Origin of the sequence: Chitinophaga sp. YR573, assembly GCF_900110995.1 — a bacterium.
Taxonomy (GTDB): Bacteria; Bacteroidota; Bacteroidia; order Chitinophagales; family Chitinophagaceae; genus Chitinophaga.
The window spans coordinates 465,083-481,189 of the sequence record NZ_FOJF01000001.1 but is presented as its reverse complement, the minus strand read 5'-3'; the positions used below and the strand labels follow the sequence as shown (position 1 = coordinate 481,189).

The following is a 16,107-nucleotide window of genomic DNA, read 5'->3' as shown; positions in this document are numbered from 1 at the left end:
TATTGCGAAGAATTATGAAGAAGATTATACTTGACCTTTCGGGAGGCGTTGTTGAGCATTTACACGCGAATTCTACCATCTGTTTCAGGCCTTTTATCGATTATCTGAGGAAAAGAGCAGAGGAAGAACAGACCGTTAAAGCAACATTGTATGAAAATGCCCTGTCGCTGTTTGACAGCCATAACGTATATGACCAGGATATTCCGGTGGAAGAAATCCATCAGTATGAAGTATTGCTTGAACAGGTATACCTCTGCCTTTCCGCACCATTGGCATCAGAGGATGAACTGGCCTGGGGACTTGGCCATCCCATGCAGCCGGTTGTTTTTTACGGTACCAGCATGCTGTACGACCTGATGGAGACCAGGAAAGACTACCATGATATATCTATCACTCCAAAGACAGATGAAGCTCATCGCCGGGAAGATCTGCAGATGGTATATTCACTCATTCTCAAGAAAGTATATAATTTCCAGGTACCTCTTAATACCGGACAATTTCATGGTCTTAAGAACATGGCTACTGGTCTGCATGAGTACTATGGTGTACAGATGAATGTGGACTTTATAGATGTGGTTGTAAAAGGAGAAAAGCCAGATATCGATTTCAAAAAATTATATACGAGACTGACTGATGGCGCAGGCTATGAGATACTGGAAGATATACTGCCGCTGGACCTCTTTACTTTCAGGGGAATAACCGCGATGATGATATCGGATGTCACTGCCCGTATGGCCGTACAGAATATCCAGAAAGTACAGATGGAAAGTAATCCCGGTAATGAAGATGAGCGGTATAAAAGTGTGATGTTATCGCTGAAAACAATAGTCAAGAATAATAACATTGAATTTGATCTCTTCCCTTTTGTAAAAGTGAATGATGAACCGGTATATGGTTATGTAAAAGGTGGAACAGGTGTGCTTTTTTCTGTATGGGGAGAAGACCGTTTATCTATAGAAGATTTTCAGCGACAGGTAAAGGGATATACTGCCAACCCACGTTTCTTTTTCTCTGAAGATATCACTGCACCGGAAGAACAGGAGCATATTTTCCTGGAGTATTTCCGTAAGCTGGGAGTGAGATCACTGGCGCTGATGCCGGTATTTTATAACCATAAACTGGTAGGCGTATTATGTGTGCATACCTGGGAAGGCCATACTTTCAACGAAGGTATTTTACCATTGCTGGAGCCTGCTATTTCAGCTGTAGAACAGTTATCACAGGTATACATCGATGAATTTAACTGGGAGATAGAATCGATTATCAAGGAACAGTTCACTTCTATACAAACAGCCGTGCAGTGGAAGTTTAATGAAGCAGCCTGGAATTATCTGTATAGCAAAAAGAAAGGCCTTCCTGCTAAAAGAGCGCCTATCTGTTTTAATGATGTATATCCATTGTATGGCGCGGTGGATATCCGAAATTCTACTGTAGAGAGGAATAAAGCCATCATTGCTGATCTTGAAGGCCTGTTAAATACATTATTGGAAACACTATCGGTGTTGCAGGAGTTCGATCATTCTGCGCTGATGGAGGAGTTAGTCTATAAGTGCGGAAAATGGAAGGAGATGCTGCGACAGGAACAAATGAATGCAGCTGATGAAAACAACCTCACTATTTTTGTGAAGGAAGATGTTATTCCTTACTTAACTCATTTATCAAAACAGGATAAAAATACTACCACCATTATTGATAAATACCTGTTGCTGTCTGAGCGTAATTTGCAAACCAACAGGGAGGCACTGGAAATGTCGATGCAGATGATCAATAATGCAGTAACGGAATATTTTGAATCCCAGCAGGAGACCCTGCAACGACCTTATCCCTGCTACTTTGAGAAGTTCAGGACGGATGGTATAGAGTATGATATTTATATTGGTCAGTCTATTGCACCAGACAGACCCTATGATCAGTTCCATCTTAAAAATCTTCGTCTCTGGCAGTTGTCTTCCATGGCAGCGATTGCAAAACTCACGCATGGATTACTACCGGAGATGCCTACACCTTTACAAACTACGCAATTGATCTTTGTGCATAATAATGTGATCAATATCGGTTTCCGTGCAGATGAAAGAAAGTTTGATGTAGAAGGCGCGTATAGTATCCGTTACCAGATGATTAAAAAACGGATTGATAAAGTACATGTCCGGAATACGGAAGAACGGCTGACTCAACCGGATAAAATAGTGCTGATTTATTTTGATAAAGCAGATATACACGACTATTTGCCGTTCATCCATTATTTACAGGAGAAGGGCATTTTGCATAATGATCTCGAAGAGCTTGTACTGGAGGATTTACAAGGCTTAACCGGGTTAAAGGCGCTGAGGGTAGGAGTGGTATATTAATAGTAATTTAATTTTATCTTTTTGGGTGATGACTTATTTTTGCTATCCCATGAAAAGATATTTATTAGCAGTTTTTGCTCTCCTTGCCAACTGCACCTTTGCCCAGGATACAGCACAAAATATAGTTGCAGGTAGGATCAATGATGTTTCCCAACAACGGCAGTCTTATGTAATCATGATTTCCATTGATGGATTCAGGTATGATTATGCAGAGAAGTTTAACGCGCATAATTTACTGGAATTATCTGATGCCGGTGTGCGGGCAACTGCTATGCAGCCCTGTTATCCTTCCTTAACTTTTCCCAATCATTATGCTATCGTTACTGGTTTATATCCTGCACATCATGGCATTGTAGATAATACTTTTTATGATCGTGTACGTAAACAGGAATATAAAGTAAGCAATAAAAAAGAAGTGGGAGATGGCAGCTGGTATGGCGGTACTCCTTTATGGGTACTGGCGGAGCAGCAGCATATGCTGAGTGCGAGTTATTTCTGGGTAGGTTCTGAGAGTGCGATACAACATACTTATCCTACTTACTATTTTAATTACCAGGAGAAAACAGGTATTGATCAGCGGATACAAACAGTGGTGAACTGGTTGAGTTTACCGGAAGAGAAACGTCCGCATCTGATTACTTTTTATTTCCCGGAAGTAGATCATCAGGGGCATAAGTATGGCCCTGATTCAGATAGTGCAAGAGATGCTGTGCAGTTTGTGGATGCCAGTATAGGAAAGATGATGGCTGCGGTATCAAGGCTGCATTTACCGGTTAATTATATTGTAGTATCTGATCATGGTATGACCACGGTAGATACCCTGCATAATATTATAGTTGCCCCGGTAGTGAAGGATATGATCACAGCGGGAGGTAATGAAAAGATGATGTTGTACGGAGATAATGAGAAGAGGGTTAAATTTGTGTATGATTCGTTGAAACAGCATGCATCACATTATACCGTTTATCTGAAGAATGAGACGCCATTGAGATGGCATTATGGTTTGGAAGATGTTTATCACCGGATAGGAGATATTATCCTGGTGGCAGAGGCGGGATATATGTTTGTGAATGAGGAAACTAAAAAGAGATATCCGGGGCATCATGGGTATGATAATAATCTTACCAATATGAATGCGGTGTTCATGGCATGGGGGCCGGCATTCAAATCACATTACAGGATTGCTACATTTGAAAATATACATGTGTATCCTTTAGTAGCGAAGTTATTAGGGCTTTCAATAACGGAAAAGATAGATGGGAGGATTGATGTATTGAATGATTGTATTAAATGAAATAATTATCCATAAAAAAGTCCTATATTACTGATAAGCATAACTATACGCGAATGATCAGGGCAATTGCTTTGGATGATGAACCTCCTGCATTAAATGTATTACAAACATTTTGTGAGAAAGTGGAAACGATTGTGCTGGAAAGAACATTTACAGGAACAGAGGATGCTTTAAAATACCTGGAACAATCTCCTGTAGATCTCCTATTTCTTGATATCAATATGCCTGCTCTTTCAGGGATAGATTTTTATAAATCTCTTCCTCAGAAGATAATGGTAATATTTACAACTGCTTACAGTGAGTATGCTGTAGAGAGTTATAACCTGAGTGCAATAGATTATTTATTAAAGCCTTTTACTTTTAAACGTTTTCAGCAGGCCATCGATAAAGCAGATAAATACCTGCGGCTGGAACAGCCTAAAGACCTTGTACTGAGGATAGATTATGGACTGGTGAAAATTGTTTTAACAGATATTCTTTTCATAGAAGCCTATGATAATTACCTGAAGATTCATGTGCTGAACATTAAACCCGTTATTATAAGGATGACCATGAAGGCATTGTTATCTTCTCTGCCAGCGGATGTATTTATCAGGGTACATCGTTCTTATATAGTTTCTCTTAATCATATTGAGCATGTACGGAATAAGGTTATTTCCGTTGCCGGACAGAAAATCCCGCTGGGCAGCAGTTATGAAGAGAGCTTTTTCCATTTTTTCAAGGGGGCATAACCCATTCACCACAAGAAATCGCCTGTTCACCCCTGTAAACTAAACTTCGTTTTATAGTTTCTGTCAGTATAGCATTACCTACCATCGGACAAAACTATATTATGAAAAAGCGAACAATGTTAATTATTGGTATTCCTACTTTACTGATTTTTGCATGTAGCAAAAAGGATAGTACGGATACCACTACCACGACTACTACAACTGATACAACTACCTCTACCTCTGATTGCAGCAGTGCTGCCAATACACCCGCTAAGGTGGTGTGTCTGGCCGAAGCTTTTGAGGCTACATTGACTTCCACCCAGCTTTCTACTTTAGTGGTGGATTTCTCACAAACAAATGCGGTGAAATGGTCTAACCTCCCCTGTGGCTCTTCCTGCCGGAATGGGTTGCAGATGGCTAATCTTACTACTGCACAGGTGACCGCTGCACTGGCGGTTGTTGCTGCGGCTACGGGTACCGTAACAGATGAAGGGTACAGTGAGATTAAACAGATTATGGCTGCGGATGATGTATTAAATGCTACAGCTGGCGGTACCACTTACTCATCAGGTATTTACTTTATTGCCTTTTTAGGAACGCCTTCTACAACAGGCACCTGGATGTTGCAGTTTGGTGGTCATCACCTTGCGGTAAATATTACTTATAAAGCCGGTGCGGTGATAGGTGCTACTCCCAGGTTTGAAGGGATTGAACCTAAGAGCTGGGTAACGAGCGGCACTACTTACGCACCGCTTGCGGGTGAACAGGCCGGGATGTTAGCGATGCTGTCTTCTTTAAGTACCAGCCAATTGGCCAGCGCGAAACTCTCTGCTACATTTAGTGATGTATTACTGGGACCTAATGAGGATGGGCAATTCCCTTCTTCAAAACAGGGGTTGGCTGTAAGTTCATTAACCAGTGCGCAACAATTGCTGGTACTGGCAGCTATGAAGCCCTGGGTGGAAGATGTGGATGATTCTACAGCAGCTACATTACTGGCTACTTATAAAAATGAGTTAAGCTCTACCTACATTGCTTATTCAGGGAATGCTACACTGGCCACTAATGCAGATTATGTACGCATAGACGGACCAAGTGTATGGATAGAATTTGTTTGTCAGACAGGAGTGGTATATCCAAGTCAGATACATTATCACAGTATCTGGCGCGATCATACAAGAGATTACGGTAACAGCTTTACATTTTGATGCATGAGAGGGTTTATATTTTACAGCCGCCGGACTGCCATCCGGTGGCTGCTTTTAGCTTTAACAATATTTCCTTGCAGAGCTTTCGCGCATCCGATGCCGAACTCCTTTGTAATGCTGGATATAAAAACACATGGCATTAATGCCGAGTTACAGCTACCACTGAGCGAATTACAACTGGCCTTTGGACATGATGTGACACAAAATTCGGGTACGTTGGTGGCGCGGCTGTCTCCAGAACTCCGCGCTTACCTTCTTGCCCATATTCACGCAGTGAGCGCTGACGGGCGTGCATGGACAGTGACTGTCCGCGATCTGAAGGTGCAACCTGTAGAGCAAAGCGCCAGCGGTCCTTATCAGGAATTAACTGCACGTCTCTGGTTACAGGCGCCTGTTGGTGTTAGCACAAAAGACTTTACACTGAACTATGATGTAATTATTCATCAGCTGGTGACACATAAGGCGCTGGTGGCTATTCGTCAGGACTGGGAAAAAGGTGTTTACAGTGAGCAGCCGGAAGAAGTGGGTGTGATACGCCTGGATATACCTACCGGTACTATCCTGCCATTGCATATTAACCAGTCGGGCGGAAGTATGTGGAGAGGTTTTAAAAGTATGGTGTCATTAGGTATGCAGCATATTGCAGAAGGGACAGATCACCTGTTGTTTTTGCTGGTGTTATTATTACCGGCCCCATTGCTGGTAAAAGAGAAACGCTGGGGTGCTTTCGGAGGGACTCAATACAGTATTATCCGTCTTTTAAAAGTAGTAACGGCTTTTACTGTTGGTCATTCCATTACTTTATTTGCAGGGGCTTCCGGCTGGTTACGCTTACCAGGGCAACCGGTAGAGGTCTTAATAGCCCTTTCTATCCTGGTATCTGCTATTCATGCTTTACGCCCTGTTTTCTCGGGTAAAGAGGGGTATATAGCTGCGGGATTCGGATTGATTCACGGGATGGCTTTTGCCAGCACACTGGCCAATCTGGACCTTGATACTACCAGGATGGGATTAAGTATTCTGGGATTTAATATCGGGATAGAGCTGATGCAGCTATTCGTAATCGCAATTACAGCCCCCTGGTTGATTTTATTAAGCAGAACAAGTACTTATCCTTATGTAAGGATTATCGGGGCTTTTTGGGCAGCTATTGCAGCATTAGCATGGGTTATTCAACGGGTATCAGACAAGACGAATTTTATTACGGATTTAGTGCAGCAATTAATGAAGTATGCTCCCTGGATGATAGTATTGTTAGGAATAGCTGCAATTGTTAGCTTTAGCTGGGAGAGATATAGTCGTAAACAGGGCTTAAACAGGCTCTGAACAGGAACGAAACAGGAACAAAACAGGCTTATCCTCCGTTTATCCTCCGTCTTTTAACGGAGGATAAACGGAGGATAAGCCTGTTCAGAAGCTATTCAGAAGCTGTTCAAGGTATATTAGTAGTTCTTACCGGGCTTTGTTGTACAAAACTCTTTCCCAAAGAATTTTTTGATAAAGGTTTGAGGACTGATACCTAAAAAATGGTTGAAGTCTTTGATAAGATGGCTTTGATCATGATATCCAAAATCATGGATCAGATCAAACCAGTCTATTTCATTTCCCGGATGTTGTTCAATAGTGGTAATCACCTGTTTGAATCTTAAAAAGCGTAGCATCTCTTTAGGTGAATATCCTACATATTTTTTAAATCTCGATTGAATAGTACGTTCAGATAAATTGGCATCTCCGGCAATGGCTTTAACTGGTTCGATGGAAGGGTCATTAAAATAACCGACGCCTTCCAGCAATGGGAGGGAAGCGTTGTCAGATGTATGGGTAAAAGAAAGGATATAATCACTGAGGATTTGTACTCTATCAGGTGCTCTTTTTAAGATAGACCACAATTCAAGGTAGATAGCTTCATCAGGGTAATGAATCTTTTCACTGTCCATTTCGTCCACAGGTAATTGAAATAAGCGGTAAAAGCCATCGAGATTAAATACAACAGTAAGGATATCTGTGTTTTTTAATAACTCATAATTCAGCATTTTCCTTAGTGGCCCTAATAATGCAACATGTTCTATCTGTTTATTGTTTAATGGCTCTGCAGCGAATGAAATCCTTACAGGAGATCCGAAATTGAAGATTAACATCATCTCATAATTAGGAGAAAGATGCCCTATAGTCTGATAATCGGGTGTTGTCCGGATAGCGTAAAAGTGTTTTACGATATCCGATAATGGTGGTTCTGCTTCAAAGTGTTTGCCTGTAAGTCCCATAGTAATTAAGAAAAATTTTCAGACAGGTAATCATTGAATGATATCCTTAGATGTTCTACATTTTCCAGGAGGACGATGATCTTTACTTCCAGTCTTTTTTGCAGATCTATAGTTTTCCTGAGTTGCAGCACATTAGTGGGTTGAAGAAGGTGCTCTTGTTCCCTGATCTCATGCCTTAACAAACTGATCTGCTCATCAGTTTTCAGAAACCTGTTCTGATAATATTCCAATACTTCCAGCTGATCTTTATCAGGGTCAGTTTTTAAAATATGTGCCAGCCGGGTTTTGAAATGAATGTTTTCATCTTCCAGTGCTTTTAGACTTTTCTTCCAGGATTCGTATTCGCTGAGTTTTCCATTTACCATTTGTCGTGCCTTTTCAGCCAAAAATAAACAGATGTATAAAAACAGATGATGACGATGGTTATTTTAAATCATGATCTCCGTCATTTTTCAAATATGAGGGATTCCGCTTGTACGCCAAGTCCTTCCAGTGTGGCATTTATATCCTGGATCATTTTATCCGGACCGCAAACATAGAAGTGTTTATTGAAGTCGGGGATTTTTGCCAGCAAGAAGGCTTTATCAATATGAATGTTTTCTTCTCTTGTTAGAATGAAGCGGGCGTTTTCTCCCAGCATATGGATTAATTCATCTTTATAGATGATATCTGCCGCTGTTTTATTGGAGAAGAATAAGCTATTACCATCTAACTTTTTTTGCTGATATAATTCGCGGAGAATGGCAATAAATGGTGTGATACCGGCACCTCCTGCTATAAAATATCCGGGGCCTTTATATTCGATCGCTCCCCATACATCACGGATTATCAGTTCATCTCCTGTTACCAGTTGATGTAACTGATTGGTCACGTTGTTATATCTTTTGATAGTAAATTCCAGGTAGGCATCACTGTTTAAAGAGGTAAAAGTGAAAGGCCTGGTTTCGTTCTCCCATCCGGGTTTATTGATAGATACATCTGTCGCCTGTCCGGGAGTATATTTATAACCTTCCGGTTTTTCTATACGGAAGCATTTTACATCATGAGTGACCTGTTGTGTAGAAATGATTTTTACAGAGAAGGTTGCCATATGTATATGTTTAAATCAACCTTAAAGGTACCTTATTTCCTGATTTAACAGCTTCATAAATAGCATCTATTACTTTCAGGTCTTTCAGTGCCTCTTCTCCGTCTACCGGTACTTCTGGTTGTTTACCTTCCAGTATGATACCGGACATCTCTTCCATTTGTAAAGTCTGATGTACTACAACAGGCTGGTCCAGTTCACCTTTATTGGTCCGTCCTTTTATTGGTCCGTAACCTGTGGAGGGTTGTAATTCAGCAAATCCTTTTTCTCCATTCAGGAAAAATCTGTCCAGGTTATTCATGTTATAAGTGGAAAGGCAGGAGGCTACAGCTCCACCGGGAAAGCCCATCTGGAACTGGATGGTTTCATCTACTCCTGGTTTAAATAACTGAGGGTTTGTTTTGGTCTCCTGGGCAGTTACCCATACAGGGTCTTCACCTATCATATACCGGGCGCCATTGAGCGCATAAATGCCTATATCCATGATGGAGCCACCACCTGCCAGCTGTTTGTTTAACCGCCATTGATTTGGGTCGCCGATCCTGAATCCACAAAGCCCCTGGAAGAAGAGGATCTTTCCAAATTCCCCTGCTTTTCTCATTCTGATAATCTCCAGGGTATGTGGTTCAAAATGCATGCGATAACCTACCAGCAGTTTCACATTGGCCTTCTTACATGCGTTGATCATTTCCTGACCTTCTTTTGCATTCAGTGCCATTGGCTTTTCACAGATGACATGTTTACCCGCCTGTGCGGCCCTGATGACGTGCGGATGATGCAGGGCGTTAGGGGTGATTACATATACGGCGTCTATATCAGGATTGTCTTTGATTTTATCAAAGTTGTTGTAGTTGTAGCAATTCTTTTCAGGTATACTGTATTTACTTTGCCAGTCCTTTATTTTTGACGGCGTACCGCTTATTACTCCCACAAGTTTTGCTTTCTTACAGGATTGCATGGCTTCTGCTACGCGTGAGCCGTAACTTCCGAGTCCCATAATGGCGACTCTTAATACCGGGCCGTCGTAAGGTTGTTCGGGGATTGCCATACTATAGCGGGGGAGTATGGTGAGTGCTATTGCAGAAGCAGTAATTTTTTGTAAAAAATCGCGGCGTGAATTCATAACGAATGGGTTATTGATGTGTCTGATCGGCTTAACAGAATTAAGATAAGGATAAAAATGTGAAGTTTATACTTTTGTGTAGCATTTTAATATTACATACTATTTGCTGTACCTGGTTATAAATTTTGTTTTAGTAGAATTTTAGCTTTATTTTCATATAAACCCAGGAACTTTTAAAACTCCTATACATATAGAAATTTCCCATCGATAAGTAAATAAATGCCAAAGTGAGTACAGGAAAGAAAAACAGGTAAAAACACCTGTTTACTAAAATGCGTATTTCCGCTTTATAACACCCCGGTTTTTCCTGATAATTTAGACTATCAATAAGGCGTAAACCGAAAAGCCATAACAGAGTAGGTAATTACAAATTAAACTGATCTTCTAATGGGACAATTTGCCTCCATTATTTCGTTAACCTGGGAGGAGATCCTGACGTTAACTCAATCTGCCATCAATGACGAAAGCGCTGCTATTGCAGATCTTGAGTTGATAACTTTGGCATTGAACCCACGGACGCCGGTATTGGTGCCCATATTACCACCACCAGAAGGTATGTCTCCGTTACTTGGCACAGCTATCAGTGATGCACTTACCTCGGCCAACAAAGAAAGCAGGTATATTTATAATGCTATTTTTCCGGCATCTACGCTAACTGATGAAAATTATGATCTGGGGGTAGTACTTAACTACGCTCCGTCGCCCAATGATTTTAAAAGTCTTACTAATCATTTAACTACATTTTTTTCCGATCGTAATTTGCCATTGTCACCGGCAGCTAAAATAGCTGCCAAACTACAGCCGGAGGTAATGGCAAGCAGTAATACTCCATCCGTAACTTATGGACGGGTTCCGACAGGGAAAGTTGAGATCTCCGACCCTTTGATGCTTGTGGAATACCTGTTTTGGGTAGCCGCTTTTGGAATATTCCAAACCGGCAATTCAAGTGAAACCGGTTCACCTCAATTTGCGGTAATTTATAGTTTCCGGGCTTCTCTTGGTAACCTTAGCAGTACGATACAATAACAATTTTTACTTTAAACTCACAACTCCCGTATCATGAATAAAGCAATTACTGGCACACCACCGACAATACCATTGGATGAAGCTATAAAAAGGGCTGCAACCTGGAGGGATCAGGTTTCAAAATTGTCATCAGATGATAGCAGATCTGAAACACCACTGCTCCCGCCACAATTGATTTTCAGAGCCATTAATATCAATATGAGCGATATCGATTGGCTTAAACGCCAACACCCTGACGCCAAATCGGTGAGACTTTACCTTAGTATCCCCGATCCGGCATTTCCATTACAGATCTGTGGCATGTTGGTGCCGGTAGATGCGCAGAATCAGGATATACTTACGCAGAATATTGATAAAAATGCTTCAATGGAGGAGATACTTAAGAGTGTTGTAACCTCCACTATATATGATTTTACACAGCCCTGCCCAACTATGTGTAATACGCCAAGCCCGTTATTTAGCGACACTAATAATATCGATCCTTATCTGCGTTATAAAAAATAAAGATGCTTTCTGCAAATCTTATATACACGGGTATTATTGTACCTGCAAGTGTTTTAATTCCTATCGGCATAGCAACGTACAAAATAAAATATGCCAGTAAGAGTTTAAAAACAATCTGGTATTATTTGTTAATGGATGGCTGTTCAAACATAGTGGCCTCTATACTAGCCGATTTTCATATTAACAACTTACCGGTCCTTCATGTTTTCACTGTCCTGGAACTGTTGGTGCTTGGGTACTTTTATCTTTCCATTTTAAAAGATAAAAAAGCCAGACGGGTAGTTAAATATGTGATGGTGATATTTCCGCTGTTTTGCATCATTAATCTTTTATTTTTTCAGAGCATTTACCATTTTAATACCAATGCCAGGCCGGTTGAAGCATTAATCATTATGGCATGCAGCCTGGCCTATTTTGCCCAGACCAATGATGAAGGAACGGAATGGTCGATAAATCCGCTGAACTGGATCAATACAGGGATACTGTTATATTTTTCCGGTGCATTATTCATTTTCTCGTTTTCGAATTTAGTGGTCAGCCATATTAGTAAAAGATATTTTGCTATCAATACTTTAATGTGGAATATTCATGCAACGTTAGTACTCATTATGTATCTCTTAATTGCCAAAGGGTTTAGTAAATGGAGGAAAAATTAGGCGAAAATATATATCTGCTTATTATTTTATGCACCGGCGGCGTTTCGCTGCTGGTGATTTCCTTTGTGATGTTATTTATTCATAACCAGAATAAGTTACTGAAAAGCAAACAACAGATCCATGATGCTCAAATGAACTATCAGAAAGAGCTGATGCGGGTGGTATTACAATCGCAGGAAGAAGAACGGAAGAGGATAGGGGAGAACCTTCATGATGATGTAGGAAGTTCGTTATCGAACTTGCGTATACTTACTAACAGGCTTAATACGACTAGGCCACATGAAATAGAAAACTACATTCAGTTAATAGATAAAATCATAGAGGATGTACGTAATATATCGCATAATTTATCACCGCCGGCATTAACACTGTTTGGTTTTATGGGGGCATTGGAGGAAATGAGCGATATAATAAACGATGGGAATGATTCTTTTCTAACGATTATTAATCATGCCCAAACCATATCTGACCAATTGCCCTATAACGTTGCACTGGCTTTAATACGGGTATTACAGGAACTGATATCAAACACTGTTAAACATGCGGCTGCAAAAAAGACAGGCATCTCTATTTTTATGGATAATGGTTTACTCACTATTCATTATACAGACGATGGAGGTGGGTATGATCCGAATAATATTAATAATAAAAAAGGGATGGGTATGCAAAATATAGAAAGCAGGTTAAACATGATCAATGCCGGATACACTATAGAGACGGCCCCGGGGATGGGATTTGCCATGTTTATAACTATGGACCCTCATCAATATAAATAATATGATAAATATAGCTGTTGTTGACGATCAAAATCTTTTTCGTGAAGGCCTGGTGAATCTTTTAAGATCTAACCCTGATTATACACTGGTGACTCAGGCAGAAAACGGAAAAATATTCCTGGAGCAATTAGCCGATATGGTTACATTACCTGATATCGCTCTTGTTGATATGAATATGCCTCAAATGAATGGAGTAGAACTCAATACAGTGTTACGGAGAAACTATCCGTCAATAAAAGTTATCATTCTGTCTGTACATGGAGAAGAGCGGTATATGAGTAAAATGATAGAGGCCGGTGCCTGCGGATATCTTAAGAAAAATTGCGAAATAACAGAGTTATTTTCGACCATCAATAATACCTACCAGATAGGCTTTCATTTTAATATAGAAACCTTAAATGCTATGCGCAATGCCTCTAAATATCGCAAGCAGGGTTTGAAAAACATGAACAGTATTCCTATTAATCTTACCGAACGTGAAATGGTAATATTGAAAATGATTTGTGATGAACTTACCAATGCAGAAATATCCGAAAAACTTTTTATCAGCACTCGTACCGTTGACGGACACCGCACCAATCTGTTAACAAAAACCGGTTGTAAAAACACTGCCGGATTGGTCATCTTCGCCATTAAATATGGGATCTACGAAGTGAAATTTTAGAAGCAGGTAAAAATACCTGTTTAATATAATGGGGTATAACGCGCTTAAAAAACGCTTGCTTGTGTCGTTACTTTGAAGTGTCAAAACATATAAGCGCTTAAAAGTAAATTGACAAAGGCCGATACCGAAAAGCCTGAACCGAGTAGGTAAGTATCCCAATTAAAATTTAAAATCATGTTAACTTTCAAAGTATACATTCGTCGCCCACTCACTAAACCACCTATCTGGGACTGGTCGCAGACAGTAGTCAGCCGCACAAGCGCAGAAGCTATTAACAGTGCATATCAGGCCTGGGTAGACTCGAAGCCATCAATACCTGTACCCAAGTTAAGTGAATGTACTTCACAGGCTATTATTAAAAGTAATACGTTTGTAAGGGCGAATGGGAATATATTATCCAATGCCGATATTACACCCGCACAGCAATCATTTATCAGTTGTCTTGAAAGTAAAGTAAATAAGTCGTTGGGTTCCCAGCTTGATGGCAATTTTGAAATGATAAGTTATCCTTCCGGGTTTAATTATGGTATTACCTACGGTAGTAACGCGTATTATAACGCAGCAACTTTACAGGATATTGACACATTGCTCAGCATTTCCAGTAATGGTGGCTTAGAATTAACAGGCGGTGGGTTCTCTGGTTACTATGCCAGGTTATTGCAGTCAGTTATCTTTGTGTTTTCGCAAAAGGATCAACAAACAATGAACGATCAGGATACTAAGGCAAGTGCGCAAATTGCTTCTATTATCAAAGAGTTTTCAAATGCAGGTGGTAAGTTTAGCAATCCGCTGCCTTTAGGAGGAAAATTAGCGGACATTTTTGCTCAGCTTACGAAGACGTATGGAAGTGTATCCAATTTGCCTGATACGCTAAATAGCTTAAGGAATGCTATTATAGCTTATAAGAGTATGGCTGCTCTCAGTTATGCACTGCATAATAAATACACGCTGGCAATGGCTTATCTTAATGCTGCAATTGCAAATATAACAACCCCAACTGCAGACAATGGTGGCATGCAAACCGGAGACACGAGTTTCTATGTGGGTTATACACCATCAAAACTGCCAACCGTAAATCAACTGATTGGAGGTTTACGTACAGCAGGAAATGCTGTAGATGTGGATATGAAACTTTCCAATTTCAGTTCAGATTCGAGTCAGCTGGCAGTATCGGGCCAAACAAGTTTCAGTGTGCCGGTGGCGGATGTTTTTAAGATTTCGGTTAACGCGAATGCCTCTTATGATTTATCCAGATACACATCGTCCAGCTCTACGGTGAGTGTGAATATAACCTATCCTGGTGTTACGCTTTTCGCAGCTGCGCCATCTATAGTGTCAATTGATAATACACAAGGCTGGTATGCTATAGATATTTTACAGGATGTAGTAGCCAAAACCGGCAAGGATGCAACCGGGTTTGCATTACAGGGCTCTGAGTATAAGATAGACGATGTTTTTGGCCCGGGGAAAATATTCTCAAGGTTAAAAACTTTTACTATCAGTCAGCAGCCTACTATTACAATGACTTTCACAGGTGCAGAAAGCAGCCATATAGTATCCGATCTGAAGGTAAATGCATCCGTAAACATGAGTGTTCTTGGTTTATTTAGCGTAGGTTCGGCAAAGATGAGCTACAATGTGCAAAGTGTGGATGATAAATCTACAGAGGGATCTGTTACTGTTAAGTTTGGCCCTCCGGAAATAAGCGGAACGACTCCTTTAGAGCAGCAAAAAGCGTTTGTGTTAGGAGGCGTGGCCTCTTATCCTCCTAACAGTATTTAATATTATTCTGCCTGGGCCGCGTCAATTTATTTTGACGCGGCTTTTTTATTTTATCTTAGCATATGCTTTTTCATTTTAAAACTCAATTTCCAACGTTAAATCCATTTTGGGATAAATATTTGGAATTTCAGACACGGCTGGAGGTTCCTGCAAAAACAATTTTGCTGGAAGAAGGGAAGGTATCTCAGCAGTATATCTTTATTGAGAAAGGTTGTGTGCGTGCGTTTTTCAATAATAATGGAATCGATAAAACTGTACAGTTCTTTTTTGAAAATGAGGGGCTGACTTCTCTGGATAGCTTCGTTAATAATACTCCGAGTCTCTCTTCTATTGAAACGCTGGAACCCTCTGTTGTGTATTTACTCCCTAAACAGTACGTCACCCAATTACTGGAAGAGTTAAGACATGAGCCGGACTTTATGCAAATGATCCTGCAGATTTTTGCCCGGCGACAAATACATTATATGAATGAATTTGTTTCCTTTATACGGGATACACCTGAAGTACGTTATCAGAGATTGCTGAATGAAAGACCGCATATTGTACAGCGGGTGGCACAACACTATATAGCCTCTTACCTGGGTGTTAGTACCGTGCATTTAAGCCGTATTAAAAGCAAACTGGCAAAAGGTAAATCACATTTCTGAACTTGATAACATATG

The 16,107-nt window shown here is 40.5% G+C and carries 16 protein-coding genes; 12 read left to right on the top strand and 4 right to left on the bottom strand.

Annotation, left to right across the window (positions count from 1 at the left end; all coding sequences use genetic code 11):
* Positions 1 to 14 precede the first annotated feature (14 nt).
* The 5 genes from BMW86_RS02125 (at position 15) to BMW86_RS02105 (ending at position 6,889) form a co-directional block, all read left to right on the top strand.
* Entirely contained in the window at positions 15 to 2,348 is a 2,334-nt protein-coding gene (locus BMW86_RS02125) for a GAF domain-containing protein (protein WP_089778515.1), read from the top strand.
* A gap of 49 nt (positions 2,349 to 2,397) precedes the next feature.
* Positions 2,398 to 3,642: an alkaline phosphatase family protein gene (locus tag BMW86_RS02120; protein ID WP_089778513.1), complete on the top strand. Its 1,245-nt coding sequence runs from the start codon at positions 2,398 to 2,400 to the stop codon at positions 3,640 to 3,642.
* A 53-nt stretch (positions 3,643 to 3,695) separates the two neighbouring features.
* The gene (locus BMW86_RS02115; RefSeq protein WP_089778511.1) at positions 3,696 to 4,373 is read left to right on the top strand and encodes a LytR/AlgR family response regulator transcription factor; all 678 of its coding nucleotides are present in this window, start codon (positions 3,696 to 3,698) and stop codon (positions 4,371 to 4,373) included.
* Between the two features lie 101 nt (positions 4,374 to 4,474).
* Complete coding sequence (locus BMW86_RS02110) at positions 4,475 to 5,563, top strand: DUF3500 domain-containing protein (protein WP_218149095.1); 1,089 nt, start codon at positions 4,475 to 4,477, stop codon at positions 5,561 to 5,563.
* A gap of 114 nt (positions 5,564 to 5,677) precedes the next feature.
* Positions 5,678 to 6,889 (top strand): HupE/UreJ family protein, encoded by a 1,212-nt coding sequence (locus BMW86_RS02105; RefSeq protein ID WP_218149094.1) that lies wholly within the window; start codon positions 5,678 to 5,680, stop codon positions 6,887 to 6,889.
* Between the two features lie 116 nt (positions 6,890 to 7,005).
* Here BMW86_RS02105 and BMW86_RS02100 read toward each other — a convergent pair whose 3' ends face one another.
* From BMW86_RS02100 to BMW86_RS02085, 4 genes are all read right to left on the bottom strand, one after another.
* On the bottom strand, positions 7,006 to 7,827 hold the full coding sequence (locus BMW86_RS02100; protein WP_089778507.1) for a helix-turn-helix domain-containing protein: 822 nt from the start codon (positions 7,825 to 7,827) through the stop codon (positions 7,006 to 7,008).
* A gap of 5 nt (positions 7,828 to 7,832) precedes the next feature.
* Positions 7,833 to 8,192, bottom strand: coding sequence for a hypothetical protein (locus BMW86_RS02095; protein ID WP_089778505.1), 360 nt, complete (start codon positions 8,190 to 8,192; stop codon positions 7,833 to 7,835).
* 80 nt (positions 8,193 to 8,272) lie between these two features.
* Complete coding sequence (locus BMW86_RS02090; RefSeq protein ID WP_089778504.1) at positions 8,273 to 8,917, bottom strand: FAD-binding oxidoreductase; 645 nt, start codon at positions 8,915 to 8,917, stop codon at positions 8,273 to 8,275.
* Between the two features lie 10 nt (positions 8,918 to 8,927).
* A complete protein-coding gene (locus tag BMW86_RS02085; RefSeq protein ID WP_089778502.1) occupies positions 8,928 to 10,037 on the bottom strand; it encodes a Gfo/Idh/MocA family protein in 1,110 nt (369 codons plus the stop codon).
* A 387-nt stretch (positions 10,038 to 10,424) separates the two neighbouring features.
* Here BMW86_RS02085 and BMW86_RS02080 point away from each other — a divergent pair, with 387 nt between their 5' ends.
* The 7 genes from BMW86_RS02080 to BMW86_RS02050 all read left to right on the top strand — a co-directional run bounded on the left by BMW86_RS02080 (position 10,425) and on the right by BMW86_RS02050 (position 16,092).
* Positions 10,425 to 11,063, top strand: a complete 639-nt coding sequence (locus BMW86_RS02080; RefSeq protein ID WP_089778499.1) for a hypothetical protein — start codon at positions 10,425 to 10,427, stop codon at positions 11,061 to 11,063.
* A 33-nt stretch (positions 11,064 to 11,096) separates the two neighbouring features.
* Entirely contained in the window at positions 11,097 to 11,567 is a 471-nt protein-coding gene (locus BMW86_RS02075) for a hypothetical protein (protein WP_089778498.1), read from the top strand.
* Between the two features lie 2 nt (positions 11,568 to 11,569).
* Positions 11,570 to 12,223, top strand: coding sequence for a hypothetical protein (locus tag BMW86_RS02070; protein WP_089778496.1), 654 nt, complete (start codon positions 11,570 to 11,572; stop codon positions 12,221 to 12,223).
* The gene (locus tag BMW86_RS02065) at positions 12,208 to 12,999 is read left to right on the top strand and encodes a sensor histidine kinase (protein WP_089778494.1); all 792 of its coding nucleotides are present in this window, start codon (positions 12,208 to 12,210) and stop codon (positions 12,997 to 12,999) included. Before BMW86_RS02070 ends, BMW86_RS02065 begins: the two co-directional genes overlap by 16 nt.
* A gap of 1 nt (position 13,000) precedes the next feature.
* Positions 13,001 to 13,663, top strand: coding sequence for a response regulator transcription factor (locus tag BMW86_RS02060; protein WP_089778492.1), 663 nt, complete (start codon positions 13,001 to 13,003; stop codon positions 13,661 to 13,663).
* Between the two features lie 174 nt (positions 13,664 to 13,837).
* Complete coding sequence (locus tag BMW86_RS32705) at positions 13,838 to 15,445, top strand: hypothetical protein (protein ID WP_089778490.1); 1,608 nt, start codon at positions 13,838 to 13,840, stop codon at positions 15,443 to 15,445.
* A gap of 119 nt (positions 15,446 to 15,564) precedes the next feature.
* On the top strand, positions 15,565 to 16,092 hold the full coding sequence (locus tag BMW86_RS02050) for a Crp/Fnr family transcriptional regulator (protein WP_255372828.1): 528 nt from the start codon (positions 15,565 to 15,567) through the stop codon (positions 16,090 to 16,092).
* Positions 16,093 to 16,107: the final 15 nt, after the last annotated feature.

What these genes read in the sequence shown, in the direction of transcription:
- BMW86_RS02105 (WP_218149094.1), top strand. Translation starts at nt 5,678, where the DNA reads ATGCTGGATATAAAAACACATGGCATTAATGCCGAGTTACAGCTACCA.
- BMW86_RS02100 (WP_089778507.1), bottom strand. Translation starts at nt 7,827, where the DNA reads ATGGGACTTACAGGCAAACACTTTGAAGCAGAACCACCATTATCGGAT.
- BMW86_RS02080 (WP_089778499.1), top strand. Translation starts at nt 10,425, where the DNA reads ATGGGACAATTTGCCTCCATTATTTCGTTAACCTGGGAGGAGATCCTG.
- BMW86_RS02070 (WP_089778496.1), top strand. Translation starts at nt 11,570, where the DNA reads ATGCTTTCTGCAAATCTTATATACACGGGTATTATTGTACCTGCAAGT.
- BMW86_RS32705 (WP_089778490.1), top strand. Translation starts at nt 13,838, where the DNA reads ATGTTAACTTTCAAAGTATACATTCGTCGCCCACTCACTAAACCACCT.
- BMW86_RS02120 (WP_089778513.1), top strand. Translation starts at nt 2,398, where the DNA reads ATGAAAAGATATTTATTAGCAGTTTTTGCTCTCCTTGCCAACTGCACC.
- BMW86_RS02065 (WP_089778494.1), top strand. Translation starts at nt 12,208, where the DNA reads ATGGAGGAAAAATTAGGCGAAAATATATATCTGCTTATTATTTTATGC.
- BMW86_RS02075 (WP_089778498.1), top strand. Translation starts at nt 11,097, where the DNA reads ATGAATAAAGCAATTACTGGCACACCACCGACAATACCATTGGATGAA.
- BMW86_RS02090 (WP_089778504.1), bottom strand. Translation starts at nt 8,917, where the DNA reads ATGGCAACCTTCTCTGTAAAAATCATTTCTACACAACAGGTCACTCAT.
- BMW86_RS02095 (WP_089778505.1), bottom strand. Translation starts at nt 8,192, where the DNA reads ATGGTAAATGGAAAACTCAGCGAATACGAATCCTGGAAGAAAAGTCTA.
- BMW86_RS02125 (WP_089778515.1), top strand. Translation starts at nt 15, where the DNA reads ATGAAGAAGATTATACTTGACCTTTCGGGAGGCGTTGTTGAGCATTTA.
- BMW86_RS02115 (WP_089778511.1), top strand. Translation starts at nt 3,696, where the DNA reads ATGATCAGGGCAATTGCTTTGGATGATGAACCTCCTGCATTAAATGTA.
- BMW86_RS02060 (WP_089778492.1), top strand. Translation starts at nt 13,001, where the DNA reads ATGATAAATATAGCTGTTGTTGACGATCAAAATCTTTTTCGTGAAGGC.
- BMW86_RS02110 (WP_218149095.1), top strand. Translation starts at nt 4,475, where the DNA reads ATGAAAAAGCGAACAATGTTAATTATTGGTATTCCTACTTTACTGATT.
- BMW86_RS02085 (WP_089778502.1), bottom strand. Translation starts at nt 10,037, where the DNA reads ATGAATTCACGCCGCGATTTTTTACAAAAAATTACTGCTTCTGCAATA.